The organism is Paenibacillus sp. FSL R5-0701 (assembly GCF_037973995.1).
Classification (GTDB): Bacteria; Bacillota; Bacilli; order Paenibacillales; family Paenibacillaceae; genus Paenibacillus.
On sequence record NZ_CP150230.1, the window covers coordinates 6,644,958 to 6,668,248 of the forward strand.

Genomic DNA, 23,291 nt, shown 5'->3' on the forward strand with positions numbered 1-23,291 from the left:
ATATGGGTTCACTTCCCATCTTTACGCTACACTGTTTATCATCAAAGTTCAATATAAAATGATAGCGTTATCAAAAAAGGTTGATTTAGGCATATATTCGGGAACAAGGTATACTGGATTTAACGCAAGGATGCTGATCTGAAGATCACACAAGGAGATGAAATGAATTGAAAATCACTTTTCTCGGCACAGGAGATATGTTCAGCGTGGAGCAGCACCACAATAGTATGTTGGCTGAATTTGGAGGAACGCATCTGGTCATTGATTTTCCGGAATCGAATGCCAAAGCACTTAAGGAATATGGATTCGCCATGACCGATATCCACAATGTGTTCATTACCCACCTGCATGAGGATCATATTAACGGTGTACAGATGCTCGGATACTACTCACAGATCGTAGGCGACCGCAAACCCCGCCTGTTCATCCACGAACAATTGGTAGATCCGCTCTGGAACATTCTATCCCCCGGCATGCGCTACACCACGGATGGTGAACGTACCATGAGTGATTACTACGATGTCGTCCCCCTGCCAGATGGAGGCACATTTGAACTGGACGGCGTGACGTTTGAGACGTTTCGGACCCAACATGTTCCCGGTATGGTCAGCAATGGGCTTCTCGCCAAGCCTTACTTCTATTACAGTGCAGACAGTACACTCGACCAGGAACGGGTGGAGCAGGTTGCCGCTGATGTGCAGCTGATTTTCCATGAATGTCATATGCATGATCTGGTGATCAAATCCCATACCTCATTGAAGGATATGGAGCAGTTACCCGCTGAAGTGAGACAGAAAACCGTACTGATGCATTATCATGATGAGTACGCGGATGCGGACAAACGGGAACAGTTCAACCGCGAGCATGATCTACGGATGGTTGGCACGCTGGAATCATTTGAACTGGAGTAGGTGCACGAAGGTCTAATAAACAGGCAGCGTCTACTCAGATTCCTCATACGGAACTGGTGGGTGCTGCCTTTCTATTAATCTAATCTCTCTCCCATGACTTCATATACTCAATTGTCCTCGGAGAGGGCTCGGCATGGATATGAAAATAATCTTCCGTTCGCTGGTCATTTGGGCCATAGGAAATTTTGATATACATATCTGCATAACGCTGGATGATATTGCTGTCGATCTCCGCCTTTGGCTTCAAGACATAACTTCTGCTCAAACTCAATCCAAGCGGTTCCTTGTCAGACTCTAAACTAATCTCGTGTGTATTGCTCACATTGGAATGAAATAACTCTCCGGCATCTATTCGATTTATCATGTTGGGATCGAGGGTGAAGGACTGAATGACATTAACCATGGGCACCCGAGTCTCATTCACAAAAATCTCATAAGAAATCCGGTCAACTCCAGATTCATGACTCACATCCACCGTTGCTGTCAAATTATAATCATCTGGCGAGTTCGTCTGAAAAGACTCAAGGTTCTTCGTAACCCGCTCTTTTAAGTCTCTTCGCTCCGAATTCAACGTATACTCATCGGTCCGCTTTGGTTCACCCGCTGGCCCCTGGTTTGGTCCCAAACTGCAAGCCCCCAAACACGCGGCTATTACAAATAGATACATGACTAACGGGAAGAAACGGTTCATCTCTCTTTTGGGACTCATGCTATCCCTCCTCTTCTCCAATCCTCTGTATAGAATATTGCTTATTACGTTCTCTCATTTTATTTCCTAACACTCCATATTTGGATTATTGTACCATGTATTAAGATGTGAGACCGAACTGTTTCTTTTTCATTTCATGTTTTTACTTGCAGCAGTGATTCGTTTGCCTATGGCGGTGAGCCTTAAACCCACGTTAAGCTAACGAATCTGAGAGGACTTATTCGGCTGAAATCGGAATTTATAATTCTGGTGATGTTGCTCCAATTGGCTTCGTTGGGATGGAGTTTTAGTTGTACCTAGAAAATGAAAAAAACCACCTGAACACAGGTATATTCGCTCTCCTGTTCAGATGGTTTAATAGATCTATCTATATACTGTTTTTATGCGGTCGTTGTACCTTTTCTTATCCTGCCTGACACATGCCGTTACTCAGCGTCAGCACAGTCATCATTTTGTTCGGGAAGAGCCCATACCGACAAGCCTCCACCGCACACATGGAAGGTGGCCCAACCGTCTTCCTCAATGGTAATCTGATCCTCACAGCTGTTCGTCAGATCCACCCAGACTTCACCAGCACGGTGCTCACCGATGAACATTCTCTTCTCACCGTCATCCCCGTTAGAGATAACTACCGCACAACCGGAACCTTCGATTTCCTCTACGCCACGACGTACCCAGCCAATCGTATTCGCGTGATCAAAGTAATCTTCCTGCTCTCCATATGCCTTGTTGCAGCGGGCAGACAGCAGAATGTCCAGAATTTCTTTTTTGCCATCCACAGGTTCAGGTCCACCAATGCCATAATAATCCCCGTAAAATACAACCGGATAACCATCGCGACGTAATAGCGTCAGGGCATACGCGCTCGGCTTAAACCAATCACCAATCCATGATTCCAACGCTTCATGAGGTTGGGAGTCGTGGTTATCTACAAAAGTTACCGCATGGGTAGGATGGGTCTGCACCAAGGTATCGTCAAAAATTTTGGAGAGATCAAAGTCTCTACCTGCAAGCGAAGCCTCATGCAGCTTGTAGTGAAGAGACACATCAAACAGGTCGATCTGATAGTCTACCGTATCAAGGAATTCACGACATGCATCCAGGTTCGAATTCCAGAACTCACCTACAATGTAGAAATCCTGACCGCGTTTGCGGATCATCTCTGCTGCGAACTCCTTAATGAATTCGTGGTTGATATGCTTAATCGCATCCAGCCGGAACCCACCGCACTGGAGGGTATCGATCAGCCATTTCCCCCAATCAATCATCTCGCGCCTTACATCCGGGTGGTTATAATCTATATTGGCGAACATCAGATAGTCATAGTTGCCAAACTCATCATCGACATTCTCATTCCATTTTTTATTCTCTCCTGCGATGCGGAATACACCTGTTCGTTCTCCCTTGGCGTCAAAGTCTGTACCGTTGAAATGTTCAGAGCTCCACTTAAAGGAGGAGTATTGATCTCCGCGACCCGGGAATGTGAATTTGGTCCAGCCCTCAATCTCGAACGGTTTGGAAATTTCCTTCGTCCGATCATTCGGATCAACCTCAATCACTTTGAACACTTCCGTCTCATCTGCTCCGGCCTTGTGATTCATAACCAGATCCACATAGACGGCTATGCCGTTCTTATGACACTCAGCAATGGCCTCCACCAATTCCTGCTTGGTGCCATATTTAGTTCGTACGGTACCCTTTTGATCAAATTCGCCCAGATCATACAGATCATATACACCATAACCTGTATCTTCTGCTGACACTGCCTTGGTTACGGGTGGTACCCATACCGAGTCAATGCCTTTGGCTTTCAGTTCCGGGGCCATTTCAGCCAGTCGCTTCCAATGATCTCCGTCTGCAGCCAGGTGCCATTCAAAAAACTGCATCATGGTATGATTTCTCTTCATTATAACCGACCTCCTTGATTGCTTTCGAAGCGGACCGCGGAACGGATAGGGTAATTCGCCGTTGTTCGTTCGTTGCTAACCAAGTTATAACCCTTTCACCCTACCCTTCAATCATATAAAGGAAAGAAAATCGAAAAATATATGCTATATAAGCTGAACAAAGATTATTTACATTGACACTACGATGACAGAATAACCTTCCAATCGCTGTTATCCCCAGATTTTTTGATTCCCTTTTGCGAAGGGGAAAATCCGAGGATAAAGGCGAACGCTTCGCTTTTTCAGGTTTTTTCTGTCCTCTCCGTTATCGTGTAAAAGATTAGTTCAACTTATATACATGCATCATTTCATTCGTAGTTCGTTCATCAAATTCGTTTATAGTCCCGCCACTCCTCGGGCAGCAGGGAACGATACGGTTCCTGGATAAAACGATCGTCGACCAGCACCAGCACGCCCCTGTCTTCTTCCGTTCGAATCAGCCTTCCTCCTGCCTGCAGCACCTTGTTCATACCGGGGAAAATATAAGCATAATTGAACCCGTTGCGGCCTGTACGGTCATAATAATCACGAAGCACATTGTTCTCCAGACCAATCTGCGGCAGCCCCGCACCTACCACAACGACGCCATTCAAGCGGTCTCCCGGCAGATCGACACCTTCCGAGAATACACCACCCATGACGGCAAATACCAATCGTGTCCGTTCAGGGTTTGGCTGGAATCCATCCAAAAACTGCTCCCGTTCCAGTTCGTTCATGCCTTGTTTTTGTATGACCGTATCCGCTTCACTTGGAAGCTGTGCATAAGTTTCGTATATCTCGCGCATATAAGGGTAAGAAGGGAAGAACACCATCAGATTGCTGCGCGGCCATTCGGTCACCAGCTGTTGCAGCATCTCCGCAATGGGTCGCCGGGATTGCTCCCGATCCTTATAACGCACGGATAAGGGCAGGAGCCTCACATCCAATTGTTCCCGCTGAAATGGAGATGGAATCTGCAATGTATAATCCTCTTCCTCTGCACCCAGCATATCCCGATAATAGCGAAGGGGTGACAATGTGGCCGAGAAATGAATGAGGGAGCGGAATCCTTTGGCCGTCTGACGAAGCAGTACCGAAGGATCAAGACAGAATAACTTCACTCTCACTTCACTTCGAACACACTCTGCATACGTAATAAAACGTTCATCATACAGCTTGGCAATACGCAGGAAATTCTGTGCCGTGAAGTAGGCATCCAACAGCAGTTGATCCGTCTCGGCATTCCCCGAGCCACCTTCAACAAGACATTGCTCCGCGACCATGACAAAAGGCTCCAGCCGTTCAATCAGTTCCTCCGGTGCTTCCTGCTGGATGATCTTCCCTTCTTCTCCACCGTTTTTCCGAAGGGTAATCAGATACTTATCAATGGCCCCGGTGTAATCAACAATGGCTTTGGCAGCAGGCACACTGCTGTCCAGCGACTGGAACTCTCTTTTCACATCCAGAAATACTGCCTTCTCCAGCTCCGCGGAAAACATCATTCGGCCACGATCGACCAGATTATGAGCCTCGTCCACCAGTAATACCGTCTTGCGTTTCTGCTCCTCCAACATTCTTTTCAGAGAGATCCTCGGATCGAAAATATAGTTATAATCGCAGATCACCGCATCGGCTGCATACGCAGCATCCAGTGAAAACTCAAACGGACACACCCGATGTTTGCGCGCATACTGCTCGATGACCGGACGTGTCATCAACGTCTCATGTTCCAGCATGTCCAGCACGGCCCCGTTAATACGGTCATAATATCCTTCACACATGCCGCATTGCCCCGTATCACAAGCTTCCTCTTCCTTAAAACAAATCTTGTCCTTCGCGGTCAGACTGATCACATGCATCTCCAATCCTTCCGATTGCATCCGGGCAAAAGCTTCTTCAGCCGCCACCCGTGTCGTCGTCCTCGCGGTCAGATAGAACAATCGGCTTGCTTCGCCCTCCCCAATTGCTTTGACCGTGGGGAACAGCACGGACATTGTTTTACCAATGCCTGTTGGTGCTTTGGCCATTAATCCCTGCCCCTCACGGATCGTCTTGTATACGGCTCCTGCCAGCTTTCGCTGCCCCTCCCTGTATTTGCGAAAAGGAAACGGCAGCTCTCGCACACTGATATCACGCTTTTCTTCATATGCAGCGATCATCTCTGCATATGGCGCATAACCGGCAATCACTTCTGCCGCAAACTGCTCCAGTTCCTGTCGCTCTGCCATTCGGCGAAACCGTCTTTCTTCATGGGCTACCGAATGCACATACGTCAACTGCACTTGCATGCGTGGTTCATCTTGTTGAACGGCGTACATGTAGGCATACATCATGGCCTGCGCCCAGTGCACGGGAAGACCTTCTCCCAGATCATCCAGATTGCCCGCAGTCGATTTGATCTCATCCACCGTCAACTGACCCTCCAACCGGATCAGGCCATCACATCGTCCCTCCACCACATAGGTCAGATCCCCATGTTGAATCTCAGCTTCGAGCACAATCTCTTTCAGATCCTCTTCCGTGTACTCCTTCTGTACCCGCTGATGAATTCGAGTTCCCTCCTGCATCGAGGCATTGGTCCGGAACCCTGGACGTATGCTGCCACTGCGGTACACATACTCCACCAAAGGTCTAACCGATATCCGAATTGTTGTTGTCATACGATCACCCGTTCTGTTTGTAGTGATTATACTTTATCATGAAATATGCTTTTGGACACAGCACCACCTCGAAGAAGTGGAAAATATTATAAAGAGAGATTGACATTCCATCGTCGCATAAGTAAAGTTAACTTTACGTAAAGTAAACTTTACTTATGGGAGGATATACTTGCAAAATCTAATCAGAGACAAACGAATACATATGCACATCACACAGGAAGAACTGTCTCAACGCCTAAAGGTCTCCAGGCAGACCATCATATCGTTGGAATCCGGGAAGTACAAACCTTCTCTTGTGCTTGCTCACAAGCTTGCCCAATTATTTGGCTGTCAGATCGAGGAATTATTTATTTTTGAAGGAGATGAGAATATTGAGTTCTGAATTACTGAATCGGATGATCGGGATCGGTGGAATTGTAGCTGGTTTGTTATTTGCAATACTCATTATTTTTTTCACAAGGTTGATTGCAAGAAAGCACAACGGACTGGATGAGCGGTACCTCTATTGTATCACGAGAGCAAAAGCCTTCTCCTGGAATGCAACCACTATCAGCCTTGCTCTGGCTTGGATCCTCGTAGTTATGCTAGACGGGATATCGCTTTCCTTTTTCATTATTACTGCAGTGTTTGTCATTCATTGTTTATCTTCTATTGCGGCAAACCTATACTACTCAGCTCGGAATTAGCCCACCTGTCCGATACATGTGAACCGATTGGACTCGCACAAACCCATATGCTATCTTGAGATAGAATGTACTTAATGAGGAGGCAGCTTCTATGTATATCTATTTGGTTCCTTCACCGATTCCGGATGCACTTGCTGCATACCCGCATCTGACTCTGCGAAGCGAAGAGCACGTGCGTCTGGCGATTGAATCCGCAGAACGCCTGATGAATATCGAGTCTGATGATAAAGTAGCCGCATATGAAGCTTTTGATGCCGCAGGCTCCTGGACTGGCGGTGGTTATGCTGTTCTTAACAATATCCCTGTCACAGAGGATGGTCGTAACGATTTCGAAGAACGGTTTAAGAACCGTGCCCGCAAGGTAGAAGACGAGCCTGGCTTTGTCGGTATTCGTGTGCTTCGTCCTCTGAAGGATGACACATATGTTGTACTTACACTCTGGCAGTCGGAAGAACATTTCAAAGGCTGGCAGGAATCCCAAGCTTATAGTCACGCTCACCGTAACCGCAGTACAAGCGAAGGGCTGACCGCACAGAAGCCCACCATGTTCCCCAGACCTTCTTACGTTACAACGTACACTATAGAATAACGAAATTGGGTCGCATCTGTCTTTTATCGCAGTAGCCCATGTTTTTTCAAACCTCTTCCTGCATGGAAGAGGTTTTTTGCCGTCAATTGTTGAAGGCTCTCATTTTTGACACAGCCATGCTGAGATAGGATAATACTTGTTAAATGAAACTTCGGAAGGGAAGGCGGTACCTTGTCACGCAGTTCACTCACCCGATTTCTAAGCGGACCGTTTATATTCTTTACCATTATCATGATGATCAAAAGTTCACTGGCCTGGATCGTTATCTTCGATGACATCCCTGTCTGGAAACCACTGCTGACCGAATTGCCGCTCATCTGGATCGGCTTCTGTCTAATTGAGTGGTTTGCTGCCAAGCGGCGGATGTGGATATACCTTGCCATGAATTTGCTGCTCTCAGGGATTTTCTTTGCAGCCATCATGTACTACAAATACTATGGCGTAATCGTTAACTATCACGCGTTGGCACAGGTGAATCAGGTGACCTCGGTCAAGAGCAGCATGTTCTCTTTGCTTGATCCCTATTATTTGTTTATTTTTGCAGACGTTCTGATCATTGGGGGGATACTCATTCGTCGCCGGATCAAGCTCGGGAGTACAGAACGCCCGAACCGCATTCCGCTTGAACGACGTGCCAGAAGACGGGTTGCCTCGGTCATTCTGACCTTGTCCATGATCCTGTGCATGCTCAACATCTATCCCAATCGGGCCAGCATGAGTGAGCTTACACAAGCAGAACAGATGGGTATCCTCGGTTACGAGGCATATACCATCCTGGATCGACCTGATAAACCTGTACCCATTGCTCACATCGATCAGACTGACATTGACCAACTGAAACAAACGACCGAACTTCCTTCGATTGTGGAGCAGGGTGCCGCGAGCGGACGCAATGTGATTATGCTCCAGTTGGAATCGTTCCAGAACTTTCTGATTGGATTAGAGGTAGATGGACAGGAGATCACGCCTAATCTGAATCAATTGGCTAGACAGAGCCTGTATTTTCCGAACTTCTATCAGCAAGTGGGACAGGGAAATACATCAGATGCAGAATTTGTTGTGAACACATCGTTCTACACCCCGCCAAACGGGGCAGCAACAACTGTATATGCGGATAAAGCTCTGCCGAGTCTACCCAAGCTAATGTCAGCAAACGGATATCAGACAGCTACATTCCATACAAATGATGTTCGTTTCTGGAATCGGGATCAGTTATACAAGGCACTTGGATTCGACCAGTATTATGATATTAATTATTTCGGCATGCAGGACTCTATCGCGTTTTCGGCCTCGGATGAAGTCTTATATTCCAAAACACTGGATAAGCTGGAATCCATGCAGTCTTCGGGTGATCCCTTCTATGCCCATATCATCTCCATGTCAGCCCACCACCCGTACACTTTGCCTAAAAACAAGGTGAAGCTGACGCTGCCAGAGCGTTACAAGGATACGTTGCCCGGTGATTATCTGATATCACAGCATTATGCGGATGAGGCAGTTGGACAGTTGATTGCTGGATTGAAAGAACGGGGATTATGGGAAAATAGCTTGTTCGTCTTGTACGGGGATCACCTGGGGCTTCCCATCTACTCACTGGATCGGGATGACAAAGTCCTTATGAAAGAGTTGTATGGTCGGGAATACACATCAGCAGATATGATTAATATTCCACTCATTATCTCGGCCCCGGGTGCTACTCCCGGTGTACAGCTGGAGCAGATCGGAGGCCAGGTGGACATTCTGCCAACGATTGCGGGACTCACCGGAGTATCGCTGATGGACCAATTACACTTCGGACAGGATTTGTTACACGAAGGTGGAAATCTCTTACCCGAACGCTATTACCTTCCCTCCGGGTCGGTGCTAAACGACGCTTCTCTCTTCATTCCGGCGAAAGGATACGGGGATGGGACGCATTATTCCCTAGCTGATGCGGGCAGACAAGATGCCCAGCAACAGCAGATGAATGTTCCTTCAGAAGAGATGCCGAAGAATTCAGGAGAAGAGGAATCTCCAACTATCACCACACCCAATAACAGTGGGCAGTCTTCTTCACGGTTTATAACGAAGGAACAATATGATCGGGCATTGGATCTTGCACACTTGTCCAACAGTTATTTAAGCCAGTTACCGGACCGAAAGGAAGCGAAATAAAAACTAATCGTTAAATGTACTGTTAAATAGGCTTCATTAACAATAGATAATAATCTAAAGTATGTCTTCAAAATTAGGCAAGCTATATGATGATAGATATCAGCATACAGAAAGTAAAGTTTCGAAGTCCCATCTTGAGGTCCCAGCTTGCCGGCCGGATCCTGGCGAATGGATAGACGATTTCTAAGGAAATCAGGACGTCTTATTTGACCTTTAGATCCTCTTTATACATTGTGAAGAACATCAGACATGTTATTTCCCAAAATTCTCCGAAAAAACGCTGCAAACGGCTGTTTATTCGGATATAGCGTGTCTCAGGTTCCTTAGATTTCTGCGGATGCTTCAAATCCCTGAATAAGGCGCCTCAGATTCGTTAGGACTCGCTTCGTGCCTTGCTCCAACCACAGCTTAGCGATCATTTTATATCTACTTCCAATATCCTTAATAAAACCGAAAAAGCCCGTTAAACAGAACCGATCACGGTCTGATTAACGGGTCTTTTCTTGGTTTTATTGTGGCTTAGGACATTACAACGCCATTCTCTGTGACAGCCCTGCTTCCGTTTACAACGGCAGTAGCGCAACCGACTTGCGAGCAGTCAATTGCTCTACCATGGCAAGCCATTCTTGTGGTTTGTTAGGAAGCACCGCATAATATCGATTCAGGAAATCAGCCACCAGACTGGCTGGCAGTTCACCAAGCGACTCATCACCTGGCATAAAGCACAGATCCAGTCCGCCAACTGCTTCACCGTCACCTTGCCAAGATGGATGAACATACGGGAAGTCCAGACGCTGATATCCCAGATGGGACAGCACTTCGCGACGCACATACGGGTCCATTGGCTTGATACCGCCAAACTCGTGATCCTGACTCAGATAAGGATTATAGATTTCGGCAAACATGCCGAACAATTCTTTCCCGTTTGCTGCAGCCAGCTTTTGCAGATCACGCTTGCGGTGATTCGCCAGGAAACTGCCAATTCCCAGACCTTCGCGCCCAATAATCGTGAAGTCCGTCATGGCTACGTTCCAGTCCTCGTAATAACGGTACTCCGTCGCTCCAACAACCTGTCCCTCATGTACAGCCACGAACACCCGAATACCCGGATCTTCCAGCGGTTCTTCCCACAGGGGGAAGTCCAGCACTTCTTCCCGCGGGAAAATCTCCTGCATCAACTTGTGCATTTGGGCAAACAATGGATCTTTAATAGATATAATACGCGTGAATTCCATGAATAAATACCCCCTCGATTGATGATGTATTTCATTTGAATTTTTATTTGAACGGATTCCGCCACTCCATCAGGGCAGCATAATTGCAGGATTCCTCATCGTCCAGATAGTCTGCGGTCACACCAACAGGCATGCGGCCACAGCGAAGCAGGAACGAGATCACCGGGTCACGTCTCTCTCCCGCTGCTACCTGATCCAGATATTCCTGCGCAGACACTTGGTCTGCAACCAGATGATAACCGGGCATTCTACCCGCACCTAATAACCTATCCATCCCCTGAGCGATGACAAGGTGGTACATCGCCTGCATCATAAGCTGAGCCAGTCCCCATTTGCGGTACTTAGGACGAACACAGAGATCGACAATATACAGCGTGCTGCCATCCGGCTGGTGGTTACGAATATAGCCGTCATCCGTTACTTCGGCCCAAGTATGACTTGCTAGATGTGCAGGGTCCCACTGCATCCGTAGCGAGGTCATTGAGCCAGCCAACTCTCCATCCACTTCAATACAGATGGCACCCTCCGGGTAATGCTGCACATGACTGGTGAGCTGCTCGTGACTCCAGAGCAGCTCTTCTGGATAAGGAGGAGGGAAACTCTCCGCCTGAATGCGAATGAGCTCCTCAAAGTCGGATGCAACATAATTGCGAACGACTGCTTTTACCCTTTTACCATTTCGCTCCGGGTCGGTGATCAGCATTTCTTTGGTATACATGTTGCCGGGTCACCCCTTTCCACTGACAAAATGAATTCCCTACTCTGTTTCGCTTAGGTTTTAATTATGTGTTCAAAGAGGTCGGTTTGCAGTACCGAGAAGATGGGATGAAGCTAGAAATGGAGTAGCGGAGCGTAGGGAAGACTACGTGAGCAACGGACATTTCGGCTGAATTCCATATTCGATGCTGATGATGCCACTAGGCATCCTTCGTAATCAAAAGCGGGCTTTTTGAACAACCTCTATAAGGTTGCCTACTCCCAATCGGTATATAGATCAGTACGGCGGTCACGCCAGGTCGTTACCGATCCACGTTCACGTACCTCATACAACAAGTCCAGATCCAGATCGGCGGTCACGATCATATCGTTGTTAATCTCACCCTCGGCCAGAATGCCACGTGGCGGGAACGGAATATCATTCGGCGTAATAATTGCAGCCTGTCCATAGTTGGCACGCATGAAATCAACGGTCGGCAGGTTACCCACTGTTCCAGTTAACACAACATACACCTGATTCTCTACCGCGCGGGCATGACTCGTATAACGCACACGGTAGAATCCATGATGATCGTCCGTGCAGGAAGGACAGAAAATTACGTCAGCGCCTTTGGCTTTGGCCATCCGTACAATTTCCGGGAATTCAATATCGTAACAGGTCAGCATGGCAATGCGGCCTTTATCGGTGTCGAACACCTCAAGTCCATCTCCGGGAGCCATATTCCATTCCTGAACTTCGGTTGGTGTAATGTGGATCTTGTCCTGACGTGCGATACGACCATCCGGGTAGAACATGTGGGCTGTATTATACAACTTCCCTTCACGGCGAATGACGTGGGTTCCCCCGATGACGTGCATGCCGTACTTGGCAGCAAGTGACGTGAACAGTTGTTCATATTGTTTTGTAAAGTTTGGCAGATCCTCAATCGTCAGTGCATTGCCTTGTTTGTCCCCAATGGACATTAACTGCGTTGTGAAAAATTCCGGGAACAGCACAAATTCGGTTCCGTATTCGCTCGCTGTCCGTATGTAATGCTCAGCCTGAGCGGCGAACTGCTCAAACGAGCTGATTGTGTGCAATTGGTATTGTACAGCGGATACCCGCAGTTTCATGTTCGTACACCTCCATCATGATTATGCTTCCATTGTAACAACGATCCGGGGTCAACAAAAGAATATTTACACTGGGCACTACAATGTCAGAACAATCTTCCAATCGCTTCCTTACTCACCCAGCATCGACTGCGTGAATCCGATCCACTCTCTCGTGGCAAACGAAAGATAGCGGTCCTTCCGCCAGATCATGCCGAGCTGCCATGGAATCACCGGTTCCACCACGGGTATAATGCGCACGCGCATATGGTCTACCTCACGACAGATCGTCTCCGGCAGTAAGGCTACCCCCAAATTGGCAGCAACCATCGCGCTGAGCAGATCCCACTGGGAGCTCTCATATACCACACGGGGCTGGAACCCAGCATGCTGACAGGCCACAATAATCCGGTCATGCAATGCAAAATCCTCCCTAAACAGCACAAAGGCGTCGTTTTCCAGTTCATGCAGCGCGACCGATTCTTTTCCAGCAAGTGGATGTGAAGGGTGTACGAGCAGGTTCAGCTTCTCTTTCACAAACACAAAATGATCCAACAGCTCATCCACGGTTGGCAGTACGGCAACGCCAATATCCAGTGCACCACTGATCACATCGGCCTCCACTTTTTTGGCACCATCCTCAAACAGCTGAATGGTCACCTGCGGGTAGGCTTTGTGAAATTCGCCAATGATCATGGGGAAAAAGCTTGATCCTACCATCGGCGGCAAGCCAATCCGCAGATGGCCTTTCTTCAAGTTCATCAGATCGTCCAATTCGGACGACAGACTGCGGAATGATTTTTCAATCTCAAGTGCCTGACGAAAAAACACATGGCCTGCATCGGTTAGTTCAACTTTCTTCCCATAACGGTCCAGTAAAGTGATACCCAATTCCTCTTCAAGACTCTTGACCGTCTTGCTGATCGTGGGCTGGGTGATATACAGAACTTCGGCGGCTTTAGTGAAGCTCTGCTGCCGGGCAACTTCTAGAAAATATTGCAAATGGCGGATATCCATCGGTTGATTCCCACCTCTCATAGATAAATGGAATAGTAAACATTCTTAATATGCATTTTACTCATGAAAGAATGCCATGTAAAATTTGTGATATCAAATGAATCATTTTCATTTTCATAATAACTTAAACGATTACGTTGATTATACAAGGAGGGATTGAAGTGAAAAAATGGGGCCTTGGTATTGCACAAGTTGCGCTCTTAATGGTTTTTTCACTGCTCATGGACCTGCTGGCCCGTACTCTCCATCTTCCTGTACCCGGTTCAATACTCGGTATGGTTGTGTTATTCATTCTGCTTCAGACTCGTGTCGTGAAGTTGCGCTGGATTGAAGTTGGAGCTGCCTGGCTGCTCGGTGAACTATTGTTATTTTTTATCCCGTCAGCCGTTGGCATTATGAACTATATGCCCATGTTGGAGCATGACGGATTGCAGATTTTATTCATCGTACTGCTTAGTACTTTCCTGGTCATGTCCTGCACAGGCCTGGTTGCTACACGAATCGCCAAACGAAAGGAGCGTCACACCGGATGATTGGATTCCTCTGCCTGTTGTTAACCGTCGGTATCTATTGGGTTACCAAACGAATGTATCGCAATCTGCCTAAAGTATATCTGTCTCCGTTGCTCATTACACCGCTTCTTGTTGTTGGCATATTGCTTGCAACCGGAACGGATTATGCCACGTATAGCAGTGGCGGCAAATGGCTGAGTCTGCTTCTTCAACCGGCCACCGTGGCTTTTGCCGTACCGCTCTATACCTTTTTCCATGTACTCAAAAAACATATTTCCGAGATTGTCTTCAGTGTCATGACCGGCTCGGTTGTTGCCGTACTTTCTTCTGCCCTGCTCGCCAAATGGTTACGTCTGGATTCAGGTCTAATCCACAGCTTGATCCCGCGCTCCATTACAACACCCATTGCCATGAACGTATCCGCCACAATCGGTGGCATACCCGCAGTGACAGCTGTTTTTGTTATTATGACTGGTCTGCTCGGAGTAATTATGGGCCCTTCCATCGTCAAAATGCTGCGCATCGATGGGGAGATTGCACGAGGCACACTGTTTGGAACCGGTGCCCATGGCACAGGGACATCCAAGGCGTTTGAACTGAGTTCCCTGACCGGTACCATCTCCAGCATCTCCATGGTGCTCGCTGCATTGTTCACTTTAGCGGTTGCACCCGTGCTTTCTAAACTTATTTTCCCATAATGGATGGAATTATCCACTTTTTTGAAATATTATTGTTGTATTAAAGCCCTTTCTTCCTTACAATAAGGACAGGTTTTTAATTGTGAATATTGCGGGGGAGATGCGATGAAAAGAACCGGAATGAAGAGATCTCTGGACCGTCTTGGACGAATTGTCCTTCCCAAAGAAATGCGGGATACGATGGAAATCCATATCGGCGATCCGCTTGAGTTTTTCATTGAAGGGAAAGAGTTGATTTTAAGAAAGTACAAATCAACATTATGTATTTTTTGCGGTGACATGGATACACAAATGTATTTCAAAGAACAATTCATCTGCCGGACTTGTGCAATTCAATTAAAACACCCGGATGACTCTCCCAACTGGTTCGTACCTCAGAACAAACAGGCTCCTGCACCCGTGGAGCGTCCTGCTTCCAAATCCGCCTCATTCTCATCTCCCGCCAGGGAAGAAGGGACCACTGCTGACAACCAAGAATACCCGGACCTGCGGCCAAAGACGGCACGTATGCTGCAACAGATGAAAGAAATTGTTGAACAGAATCCCGGTTTGGCTCAACAGCAAATTGCGGAAAAGCTTGGCATTAGCCAAGGACGCGTCTCTCAATTAAAAAAGTTACTATAATTAAAATGGCATTTGATCATTTATAGTCAGAAGACCTTCCCATCAGGAAGTCCCGCTGCAAGAGAACCCGTTTTTTTTCGTGGGTTCTTCTTTTTTTTATATTCATATTGTAATGGAAAGGAGTTCTATGGATAAAATTCTGTATTTATCACAATTCGACCTCATGTCCTCCTTGTCCGAGGCAGACCTGATTGAAATGGATGGGATGACTTCTATTACGACCATACCCAAAAACAGACAGATCCAGACACCGGATACGTTTACAGAAGGTTTCTATTTTGTAAAAAAGGGAAAGGTTCGTTTATATACTTTAAATCCGGAGGGCAGGCAGTTCACTCTCGATATTTTGACGGAAGGTAACGTGTTTGGAGAAATGAACGGGATCTCACTCGGAACACGTGCTGTTTATATCGAAACGATGGAGGAGTGTGATATTTGCCTGATGAACAAACAACGTTTTGAACAGTTTCTGATTGAACATCCACAGTTTATGATGAGACTGATGAACGTACTAAGCGAGCGGATCAAACGAATGAGCGAGTTGACACAGACGCTCGCACTCGGAAACCTGCATGAAAAGGTGTTACATAATCTCTTCCGGCTGGCTGAACAGATGGGATGGATCGAAGAAGATGAGTACTGCCGGATTCAACTCGGGCTTACCCATCAGGAGATTGCCTGGATGGCAGGAGCCACACGGGAATCGGTTACGATTGTCATGCAAGACTTGGTAAAATCTGGCCGTATTCGTACCGGATTCAAATCAGTCTCCCTTCATCGTGACGAAATCGCTAACCTCCGGAAAATCACTGACCACTTGTAAGATGCCTTACATCCCTGTTCTCCTGCAAGTTGTACTGTATAACTCATGATGTTATACAACCAAGGAGGAGTATACCGTTGGATGCTAAGCCAGATCTATTTATCCCTGAAGACATTTTTCTTCGCAAAGGTGCCCGTAAAGCAACGGAAATTCCTGAGCATATCCGCAATTGGCTACAAGCAGGACATATCGAATCGGTCAATCTGACCGAATGGCTGGCTGTAGATCATGTTTCTCTTTTTCAGAAGGTTACCCATGAATGGGGAATGGATGCCGAAACCAGAGCAATTACAGAGCAGTTAACACAGATGGATGAGCAGCGGATCATGAAAATCATCCCGGCCATAGCCATGCAATGGCTTGATCTGTTGAAACGTCCATCAGTCAATGAACAAACGAATCTCTTTTGTTCCATTGCAGAGCATCGTTCAGACAGTGTTCGCTGCTGGGCGGCTTATATCATTGGGCTGGATTCCGGTCTGAACCTGACTGAAAAGTTGGAGCATATTCGGCCCTTTGCAGCAGATCATCACTTTGGTGTAAGAGAAATCGCCTGGATGGCTGTACGGGAGTCCATCTCTGCCGAATTATCCTTAGCCTTGCAGCAGTTAATCCCATGGAGCGTTGACCCTGATCCACTGATCCGTCGATTTGCCATAGAATCAATCAGACCTCGTGGCGTCTGGGCCAAGCATATTCAGGAGTTAAAAGAAAATCCGGCCATGGCCCTTCCCTTGCTTGACGCAGTAAAATCCGATGCCCATAAGTATGTACAGGATTCGGTAAGTAACTGGCTGAACGACGCCAGCAAAACCAATCCAGAGTGGGTGCGGCAGGTCTGTGCCACTTGGACTCAGCAGTCGGATACCAAACATACGCGGCGAATCGTTACACGTGCCACGCGAAGTCTGACATAAAAAAAGATGACCACCGCTTACTGGCAGTGGTCATCTTCTGCATAGGCATCCGCGTTTACATTCCTTTTGACAGGAATACCTTTTCCACGTTGAACAGCCCAATTACGTTCCCTCTTATCTTTAACTTACGCCTGAATCGCGTCCATCTGGCCTTCTTCTTCCGCTTCCAATCTGCGCATGCCCACAACCAAAACAATAATGTTAGCTACCAACAACACAGCCGGGAACGGAACAGCAGCGTATTGTGCATAGATCAGATGACTTCCCACGGCCCCAATCAGAATGAAGGTCAGTATGCCAGAAGCCAGGATGCGAGTCCGTGGAATCAGCAGTCCTACAGCACTAAGCAACTCCGCAGCGCCCAGCAGATACATCGTCCATGTCGGATAAGAGAAACTTTCGAATGTCTGAATCATCATGTCTGCTCCACTAATCTTGTTAAACCCCGTCATGACGAAGACACCTGCTAACACAACCAGAAAAACGTAACCCAAAATCTTGTTCATATGTAGATCCTCCTGTAACAAATTATATGTTCCTACTATGTAATGATTATTTTTGCTGCACATTGTAAAAAAAGAATCTATGTAAAAGTTCCCAAAGGTCACTCTGTTTTCAACCGTTCAGCCCAGTTCAATTTTCAGAATAGTACGCGTTCATATTATACGCATTATTTATCACCAACTTACTTTTGTGAAGTTAGTATATAATAATAATATAATTTCTTCAAGTAATTTTTCACTGTATGATGTATAATACATACAAAAGGTATGTTACAGTATATTTTGTAGTAACCCTCATTTACTTGGATGTCCTATATTCTTAAAGCGGCAGAAATCATGTCCTTTCATATACAACTTTGAAGAAAATCATTATGAATCGAGGTGAACACGTTGAAGCTGAAAAAAGTAAAATCACCAAGTCCCTGTATGATCACTCAAGCCATAGACATCATAGGCAAGAAGTGGGTACTGTTAATCATGTACCAACTGTTGTCCGGACCCAAGCGGTTTACGGAGCTTGAAGCAGAGATGGCGATCAGTGGACGACTTTTATCGGAGCGATTGAAGGAAATGGAGACGGAAGGTATCGTAACCCGACACATGTTTCCCGAGATACCTCCCCGTGTAGAGTATGAATTGACACCGAAAGGCAGAGCCATTGAACCTGTCATTGATCAGATCTACAGTTGGTCATCCGACTGGTTGAAACAGCAGAAATCCGAGTAGTTGAATTGCTGATCCATGACATTCCACTCAACACAAATACGCCTGAATCAAATCACCCTGAAGGAGAGGAGTTAATCTTAATATTACTGACTATCAAGAATTGGCTAGGTTTAGACAAAACTTCTAAAAAGGAGAAAGGTGGACTGATTACCAGTCCACCTTTCTTTATTCATTTACAAATGATTACGTAGGCCGTTCACAATACCAATAGCAATTGTATTCAGTCTAGATTCATAATCAAGGTTTTCATCGTCAATGTTTCCAATTTCGACTAGTATTTTTTGGTTTGCCTTAGTCGTATCACGTAAGACAGCAAAGTTATCTGCATATGTTCCAATACTCGTAGTGCGTGGAAAGCAGCGCGGAACAAGAAAAACCACCATGATTAGGTTGGTTGTATTATCCCCTTTAAGTAGACACTTGGAGGGGATATTTTTATGGCCAAAAAAGGACAAACATTTCACACGTATACCGAAGAATTTAAATTGAATGCGGTTAGATCCTATGTCGAAAGTTCTTCAAGTTACAAGGTGGTCGCTGATCGCGAAGGAATTCGAAACTGTTCACAACTGAAGGTGTGGGTAGAAAAATGGAAAAACGGGGAAGCGTTCGATGAGCGAAAAAACAATGTTCCGAATCCAATGAAAGGACGTCCCCGTACTGCCTTTAGCAGTGTAGAAGAAGAACGTGACTACCTTCAAGCACAGGTGGATTATTTAAAAAAGCGGTATCCAAATCTAGTAAAGGAGAAGCGCTGAGCCAACGGGAGAACTACGATATCATAGACGAATTGCTCTGATCGCATAGCATTACACGCCTATTATCGATTACAGGAATACCCCGTTCCAGTTATTACAAATGGCGAGCAACACAGCCGCAGCGAGACGCAAGACAAGACCGTGATCGCAGCACCCCAGCAAAAAATGGTGACGGATATTACTTATATTTCGGATGGAAACACATTCGTTTATCTGTCTGTCATTCAAGACTTGTTCAACAACGAAATTGTAGCTTGGCAATTATCTAAACGGAACGATGTTCAGCTCGTATTGGATACGGTGGAACAATGGACACAAAAAAGAGACGTTTCGGAAGCCGTGCTCCATTCGGATCAAGGCTTCCAATACACGTCTCAGGCGTACAACACACGATTAGAAGCATTCGGCGTGAAGGGCAGCCACTCTCGCAAAGCAACCTGCCTGGATAACGCATGCATCGAATCCTTCTTTTCGCATCTCAAGACAGAGAAGCTGTACCTTAACCAGTGTAATTCAGAAGCAGAGATTCGACAAGCCGTGGAAGATTATATGTACCATTACAACTACCGACGTTTTCAAGCCAAACTCAAACAGCGCGCACCGATTGAATATCGATGCGCACTGGCAGCATAGCTTTTTTTCATCTGTCTACTTGACAGGGGTATGACCAGGTAGCCTTGCAATCCGGTGGTTTTTCATTCGTTTGATCGAAATTCGCCGTGGTCGCCCACCGGCCTTTGTTAGACAAGTCACGATGTTACAGCATCGTGGCTTTTGTTTAATTTACACCTGTTATACTTTTATTACACCACAGCAGGAGCGTTTAGGAAAATCCAGGCTCAATTTCATGAGTTATCGATTGTCCTATATTGCACAGTCTACATTAACCGATTGATAAAATCCTCCATGTATGTTCTAAACTCAGATCTGTCAGATGAAGAAATCATATTAATGCCAACTACATGCTGATTTAGCAACAAGTCGGAGCCTTTTAATTCTACAGATATTATACTATTAATATTGATTCTAAACGGCTTTTGGAACATATTGTGGATGTATATTTGACGATTAGTAATAATGAAACCATCCTTGGCGCTACCGAAAGCAGTATTATCAAAAAGTACAACTGGTTTCTCATCAAATTCTAGTTTAGCATATGCTTCAAGGGCATTCTTAAACTTCTTGTTGACTTTCTCGTTTTCATTTTCAAGAAATAAATATCTTCGAATTCCCTCGTTCTTGATATTTAGTACTGTGTTCTTGATTTCCTCAACAACTTGATCAGTATTCTTCATTTCATTATTGGTAACAGAAACTGTTGCCGAGACCTCACCGTTACTTGAATGTAACTCAGAAGAAGCGTTGTTGATCTCAATGCTTCCCTTACTTAAACCAATCGTGCTCCCATACTTCTGAACGAATACCAAAAGTTCCACAAAATCATAGAATTGATCTCGATCCTTGCCGCTAATTAGATTGATGTCCACTCGTTTTCCATCAATAAGAATTGAGCTGTCGAGCAGACTCATTTGCTCTATCTCTTGAAAGCTGATATTCCATCCTTTTTCCATCATATTGTGGACGTAAATCCTATGATCTGTTATTAAAAATCCGTCTTTTGCACTTCCAAAAACAGTACTATCAAACAAGAGAAGAGGATTTTCCGCTTGAATAGGGGCGTAGGAAGACTTTACATTTTCCATTTTCTTCGTCAGCTTATCAGTTGAATCCCCTAACACTAAGAATACCTTAGATTTGATTGCCTCATTTTGAATGGATATGAAAGCTTTCTGAATAGCACGAATCGGGTTCTCTGAGAGCTCCGTTTTAATTGAATGAAATAATCTATTATTTCGCAGCTTTTGCTCCAGCTCCAATCCAAATTCGCCGAATAACTGAGTTAGACGCTCTCTATTTTGGATATCTGTTTGGAGATCTTGAACCAATGCATCTATAGGAATCTTAAAGTAGCGTGCATAATTGATTAGATCATCTTCCTCTTCAGCTGACTTGTAATTCAAAGCAAGCTCATAATAGGCAAGATCAAACGGATCATTCTCAAGGATTTCCACAATCATATATTCAAGATCTTCATTCTTTACACTACCGTTCACAATATTATTATATATAATCATAGCTTCTTCTCGTTCACTACTTGTGTATGTATCAGCTACAGATGACAATTTACGGTCATTAATACACTCTACAACGGCCATATGAAGGTTGAAAACATCATAATATACTGATAAGCACAGTGTTCTTTTGGTTTCTGGATCCTTGAAGATTTTCTTCTTCATACTGCTTACTTCTGCGTTTGTGGATGCATTACCTAATGCATTTGTGAATGAATGCAACATTCCTGTAGCCATATTAGCTGTTCCGGCCATTGCCATTCCTTTTAGAGCGCCACCTACGCCAAAACCACCACCTACCATTCTTCCTCTACCTGCTTTACGAATTGAACGATAATCTTTCTGAGATTCCTTGTATTCTACCAACTCCTTGAACTTCTCTCGAATCTCACAAAAATGATCCTCCCAATAGCCGGTATACTTTAATGCTATGTCTCCAAAACGAATCATATCAATGCTGTAAACACCTTTGGAATTCAGCATGTTCACAGCATACTCCAGAGCCGAATAGAAAATATCATCTGCATCATTATCTCCATTACGGATTAAGTCATCTAGGCTATGGTACTGAGTATCAAAGTTCCGAGCCATCCGATCTCTGGCTTCTCTTGCCAACTGCTGGAACTCGTACCGAATCGTAACGTAGTCCTTTGTTTCCTTTGGAATTATTACATCATAACCCAGTAGATTAAAAACCTCTGTATCTTGTTGGATCTTTTGGATAGACACTGGCTCTTCTTTTTGTTGCACTAAATGCTGCGGAGCCTCTTGTACAGCAGTACCACAAGACGAACAAAATTTAGCATTATCAGTTAACTTTGTACCACAATTGGAACAGAACATTTGTCTTCTCTACCTTTCGCATTCGTTATAGCAAACTAGTAAGCAGAAATATGTCTTACTTCTATCACTACATTTTACAATATTCCTCTAATTATCAAAACATTAATCTTAACAGGATACGTTCATAGTTATTCGTACAATTCGCCGCGAATTGTTTTTAAGAAGCTTTTGTATCCCTGCTAAGCGACTAGGGCGTGTCTTCAAACTCAAGCAAGCCACACCATAATGGATGCCAGGCCAAAAAAGACTTGAACGTACACGCTTGAACAAAGTCAAGCTGATCACGTTGATCAGCTACTTACTTCGTATTATTGAGCTATCGTTTTTCGTTAGCTAAAAGAAAATAGCAACAGTTCCTTATGTCCAAATGCTACATGTAGCATTTAACTAATATTATTCCCGGGGTCTTGGATGAATCATACGTGTGGTAAGTTGGAAATGTTATATCATACGTTCTCGAGAAAATCTTGAAACTGGGCTTGTGCATTTTGATCTAGCCCGTTGAATCTGCCTAATGCACTTTGCACATCATCTATTGCCCTACATCTTCTAACATTTCTCTCATTCTTTCGTTATCTGCTACAGCTTTCTCTATTTTTTCTTGACTTGCTTCGGCATCCTTAAGTGATTTGATTTTTTTGCTAAACGATTCAAATAGTTTTTTCTTGCAACTCGGAATAGCTCTTGCCCAGTGTATCCTGTAACTGATCCTGAATTGGTTTCGGCATAACTATGTATATCCTCCTCTTGATTAATTATGGTCGAATTATATCATGATAGATCCAGCTCTTCTATATATACTATGTACAACACATTAAACTAACCTGCCCGTTAGTTGAACAAAGGCAGCCAATCACGTTGACCGGTTACCTCTTTGGTTTTTCGAGCTATCGTATCCCGTTAGCTATGAGGCATTATCCGTCCAGCACATTGAATTCTATGGAGATAATACCATTAAGATCTATGATATTGACTCAATTGCCCGTTTATTGGAATCATATTTGGCCAATAATCAAAATATCCGTGATGAGATCGAACAGGCTCTTCAAAAACTGAAGAA

22 protein-coding genes are annotated in these 23,291 nt (G+C 45.2%); 13 read left to right on the top strand and 9 right to left on the bottom strand.

From position 1 onward, the window contains the following. The first annotated feature begins 167 nt into the window (after positions 1 to 167). Positions 168 to 911: an MBL fold metallo-hydrolase gene (locus tag MKZ13_RS29165; protein ID WP_339180258.1), complete on the top strand. Its 744-nt coding sequence runs from the start codon at positions 168 to 170 to the stop codon at positions 909 to 911. 79 nt (positions 912 to 990) lie between these two features. On the opposite strand, the gene MKZ13_RS29170 is transcribed toward MKZ13_RS29165, so the two are convergent. The 3 genes from MKZ13_RS29170 to MKZ13_RS29180 all read right to left on the bottom strand — a co-directional run bounded on the left by MKZ13_RS29170 (position 991) and on the right by MKZ13_RS29180 (position 6,205). Further along, on the bottom strand, positions 991 to 1,620 hold the full coding sequence (locus MKZ13_RS29170) for a hypothetical protein (RefSeq protein WP_339180260.1): 630 nt from the start codon (positions 1,618 to 1,620) through the stop codon (positions 991 to 993). A gap of 425 nt (positions 1,621 to 2,045) precedes the next feature. Beyond that, positions 2,046 to 3,527 (bottom strand): alpha-amylase, encoded by a 1,482-nt coding sequence (locus MKZ13_RS29175; RefSeq protein ID WP_339180262.1) that lies wholly within the window; start codon positions 3,525 to 3,527, stop codon positions 2,046 to 2,048. A gap of 365 nt (positions 3,528 to 3,892) precedes the next feature. After that, positions 3,893 to 6,205, bottom strand: coding sequence for an ATP-dependent DNA helicase (locus tag MKZ13_RS29180; protein WP_339180264.1), 2,313 nt, complete (start codon positions 6,203 to 6,205; stop codon positions 3,893 to 3,895). 169 nt (positions 6,206 to 6,374) lie between these two features. Between MKZ13_RS29180 and MKZ13_RS29185 the strand changes: the two genes are divergently transcribed. From MKZ13_RS29185 to MKZ13_RS29200, 4 genes are all read left to right on the top strand, one after another. After that, positions 6,375 to 6,587 carry a helix-turn-helix transcriptional regulator gene (locus MKZ13_RS29185; RefSeq protein WP_036612923.1) on the top strand — a complete coding sequence of 71 codons (213 nt, stop codon included), beginning with the start codon at positions 6,375 to 6,377 and terminating at the stop codon, positions 6,585 to 6,587. Further along, positions 6,577 to 6,891: a hypothetical protein gene (locus tag MKZ13_RS29190; RefSeq protein WP_339180267.1), complete on the top strand. Its 315-nt coding sequence runs from the start codon at positions 6,577 to 6,579 to the stop codon at positions 6,889 to 6,891. Before MKZ13_RS29185 ends, MKZ13_RS29190 begins: the two co-directional genes overlap by 11 nt. Before the next feature lie 91 nt (positions 6,892 to 6,982). Beyond that, positions 6,983 to 7,480, top strand: coding sequence for an antibiotic biosynthesis monooxygenase (locus MKZ13_RS29195; protein WP_036612926.1), 498 nt, complete (start codon positions 6,983 to 6,985; stop codon positions 7,478 to 7,480). A gap of 171 nt (positions 7,481 to 7,651) precedes the next feature. Then, entirely contained in the window at positions 7,652 to 9,634 is a 1,983-nt protein-coding gene (locus MKZ13_RS29200) for an LTA synthase family protein (protein ID WP_339180271.1), read from the top strand. A 563-nt stretch (positions 9,635 to 10,197) separates the two neighbouring features. Here the strand turns inward: MKZ13_RS29200 and MKZ13_RS29205 are convergent. The 4 genes from MKZ13_RS29205 to MKZ13_RS29220 form a co-directional block, all read right to left on the bottom strand. Then, complete coding sequence (locus MKZ13_RS29205; RefSeq protein WP_339180273.1) at positions 10,198 to 10,869, bottom strand: GNAT family N-acetyltransferase; 672 nt, start codon at positions 10,867 to 10,869, stop codon at positions 10,198 to 10,200. A 43-nt stretch (positions 10,870 to 10,912) separates the two neighbouring features. Then, entirely contained in the window at positions 10,913 to 11,587 is a 675-nt protein-coding gene (locus tag MKZ13_RS29210) for a GNAT family N-acetyltransferase (RefSeq protein ID WP_339180275.1), read from the bottom strand. A 254-nt stretch (positions 11,588 to 11,841) separates the two neighbouring features. Beyond that, a complete protein-coding gene (locus MKZ13_RS29215) occupies positions 11,842 to 12,699 on the bottom strand; it encodes a carbon-nitrogen hydrolase family protein (protein WP_339180278.1) in 858 nt (285 codons plus the stop codon). Between the two features lie 111 nt (positions 12,700 to 12,810). Next, a complete protein-coding gene (locus tag MKZ13_RS29220; protein ID WP_047840818.1) occupies positions 12,811 to 13,695 on the bottom strand; it encodes a LysR family transcriptional regulator in 885 nt (294 codons plus the stop codon). Positions 13,696 to 13,856: 161 nt separating this feature from the next. Here MKZ13_RS29220 and MKZ13_RS29225 point away from each other — a divergent pair, with 161 nt between their 5' ends. From MKZ13_RS29225 to MKZ13_RS29245, 5 genes are all read left to right on the top strand, one after another. Then, positions 13,857 to 14,228 carry a CidA/LrgA family holin-like protein gene (locus MKZ13_RS29225; protein WP_017691758.1) on the top strand — a complete coding sequence of 124 codons (372 nt, stop codon included), beginning with the start codon at positions 13,857 to 13,859 and terminating at the stop codon, positions 14,226 to 14,228. After that, positions 14,225 to 14,905 (top strand): CidB/LrgB family autolysis modulator, encoded by a 681-nt coding sequence (locus tag MKZ13_RS29230; RefSeq protein WP_076251772.1) that lies wholly within the window; start codon positions 14,225 to 14,227, stop codon positions 14,903 to 14,905. The genes MKZ13_RS29225 and MKZ13_RS29230 overlap by 4 nt, the downstream gene beginning before the upstream one ends. Positions 14,906 to 15,010: 105 nt before the next feature. Next, entirely contained in the window at positions 15,011 to 15,529 is a 519-nt protein-coding gene (locus MKZ13_RS29235) for an AbrB/MazE/SpoVT family DNA-binding domain-containing protein (protein ID WP_017691756.1), read from the top strand. A gap of 127 nt (positions 15,530 to 15,656) precedes the next feature. Then, positions 15,657 to 16,352, top strand: coding sequence for a Crp/Fnr family transcriptional regulator (locus MKZ13_RS29240; protein WP_339180284.1), 696 nt, complete (start codon positions 15,657 to 15,659; stop codon positions 16,350 to 16,352). Positions 16,353 to 16,429: 77 nt separating this feature from the next. Next, the gene (locus MKZ13_RS29245) at positions 16,430 to 17,269 is read left to right on the top strand and encodes a DNA alkylation repair protein (protein WP_339180285.1); all 840 of its coding nucleotides are present in this window, start codon (positions 16,430 to 16,432) and stop codon (positions 17,267 to 17,269) included. Between the two features lie 125 nt (positions 17,270 to 17,394). Here MKZ13_RS29245 and MKZ13_RS29250 read toward each other — a convergent pair whose 3' ends face one another. Further along, positions 17,395 to 17,775, bottom strand: a complete 381-nt coding sequence (locus tag MKZ13_RS29250; protein WP_051447288.1) for a DoxX family protein — start codon at positions 17,773 to 17,775, stop codon at positions 17,395 to 17,397. Between the two features lie 423 nt (positions 17,776 to 18,198). Here MKZ13_RS29250 and MKZ13_RS29255 point away from each other — a divergent pair, with 423 nt between their 5' ends. From MKZ13_RS29255 to MKZ13_RS29265, 3 genes are all read left to right on the top strand, one after another. After that, the gene (locus MKZ13_RS29255) at positions 18,199 to 18,498 is read left to right on the top strand and encodes a helix-turn-helix domain-containing protein (RefSeq protein ID WP_026081419.1); all 300 of its coding nucleotides are present in this window, start codon (positions 18,199 to 18,201) and stop codon (positions 18,496 to 18,498) included. Between the two features lie 437 nt (positions 18,499 to 18,935). Beyond that, the gene (locus tag MKZ13_RS29260; protein ID WP_339180287.1) at positions 18,936 to 19,256 is read left to right on the top strand and encodes a transposase; all 321 of its coding nucleotides are present in this window, start codon (positions 18,936 to 18,938) and stop codon (positions 19,254 to 19,256) included. 93 nt (positions 19,257 to 19,349) lie between these two features. Beyond that, entirely contained in the window at positions 19,350 to 19,889 is a 540-nt protein-coding gene (locus MKZ13_RS29265; RefSeq protein WP_339185468.1) for an IS3 family transposase, read from the top strand. A gap of 245 nt (positions 19,890 to 20,134) precedes the next feature. Here MKZ13_RS29265 and MKZ13_RS29270 read toward each other — a convergent pair whose 3' ends face one another. Beyond that, on the bottom strand, positions 20,135 to 22,231 hold the full coding sequence (locus MKZ13_RS29270) for a zinc ribbon domain-containing protein (protein WP_339180290.1): 2,097 nt from the start codon (positions 22,229 to 22,231) through the stop codon (positions 20,135 to 20,137). Positions 22,232 to 23,291: the final 1,060 nt, after the last annotated feature.